General features: G+C 66.9%; 1 protein-coding gene. It reads right to left on the bottom strand.

Annotated elements, in window-relative coordinates; genetic code table 11:
- Window positions 1-27: 27 nt before the first annotated feature.
- Entirely contained in the window at window positions 28-1,260 is a 1,233-nt protein-coding gene (locus ASH02_RS03900) for an IS30 family transposase (protein ID WP_057294332.1), read from the bottom strand.
- Between the last annotated feature and the right edge of the window lie 50 nt (window positions 1,261-1,310).

Genomic DNA, 1,310 nt, shown 5'->3' with positions numbered 1-1,310 from the left:
GGCTAGGTCAATCGGTCTAAGCAACGGTCATGCTGCTGCCGGTTTGGCGAGCAGCGCAGCCAGCGCTTGTGCGGGGGTCTGCAGGTCAAGGGTAGGGCGGGGCCTGGCGTTGAGTGTGGCAGCGATCCGGTCCAGGTCCTCGGCCGTGTGCACGGACAGGTCACTGCCCTTCTCCAACCAGTGCCGCAGGAGCCGGTTGGTGTTCTCGTTCGTGCCCCGCTGCCACGGCGAGTGGGGGTCACAGAAGTAGACCGGCATCGCGAGCTCGAGTTGGACCTGGCGGTACCTGGCCAACTCCGGGCCGCGGTCCCAAGTCAGCGAACGCCGCAGGTGCTCGGGCAGCTTGCTCATCTCACGGATCATCGCCTCGGCCACCGCCTCGGCGTCATGGCGCCCGGGCAGGTGCAACAAGATGGTGAAACGGGTCGACCGCTCCACCAGTGTGCCGACCGCGGACCCGTTCGCAGTACCCGTGACCAGGTCGCCCTCCCAATGCCCCGGGACCGCCCGGTCGGCGGCCTCGGCGGGTCGTTGCCGGATCGTGAACGCCTCCCGATACAAGCTCGTGCCTCGCCCGTCGCTGCTGCCCCGCGGCTTGCGCTGTCGCCGTTTCAGCGACAGTTGGCGGTGCAGATCGGCGCGCAGCCCACCACGGGCCTGCACGTAGAGCGCCTGGTAGATCGTTTCGTGGCTCACACGCTCCATCATGTTCGACCCGGCATCGGCCCTGAGCACCGCGGCGATCAGACCCGGTGACCACCCGTCATCCATCCACGCCTCGATCCGTCGGCACAGTGCAGGGTTGCTGAGCAGCTTGAACCCCTTGGGGCGGCGACGACGCTCGTGCGCGGCCCGGTGCGCCACCGGAGCCCAGTAGGACCCGTCAGGTCCCCGGTTGCGGTCCACCTCGCGAGAGATCACCGACTTGTCCCGCCCGATCATCGCGCCGATCTGGGCACAAGAGCACTCACACAACAACCCCACCGCGATCACTGCACGGTCCTCACTGGTCAACGCCCGCCGTCGTCGTGGCCGTTCTCCCGGACCGTGCACACCCGGCACACGCGGTGGAGCAGAACCCGGTAGGCCACCGACAGAACCAATCGACATCACAGGAGTCACAAGCCCCGAGGATCGCCACCACGACCTCCCAGCGGTCACCGACACGCCGACCGCAACAGCCGCGGCCTGCAGCGACATCCCCAAGCAGAGCAACCCGAAGAACTCCTCGCGCTGCTCATACGACACATACCTCGGCATCCACAACACCACCCAACAGGGTTGAGTTGCTTAGACCGATTGATTCCGCC

The organism is Nocardioides sp. Soil796 (assembly GCF_001429525.1).
Taxonomy (GTDB): domain Bacteria; phylum Actinomycetota; class Actinomycetes; order Propionibacteriales; family Nocardioidaceae; genus Nocardioides.
Note: the sequence above shows the minus strand (reverse complement) of the source record. Positions and strands in the feature narration are given on the sequence as shown.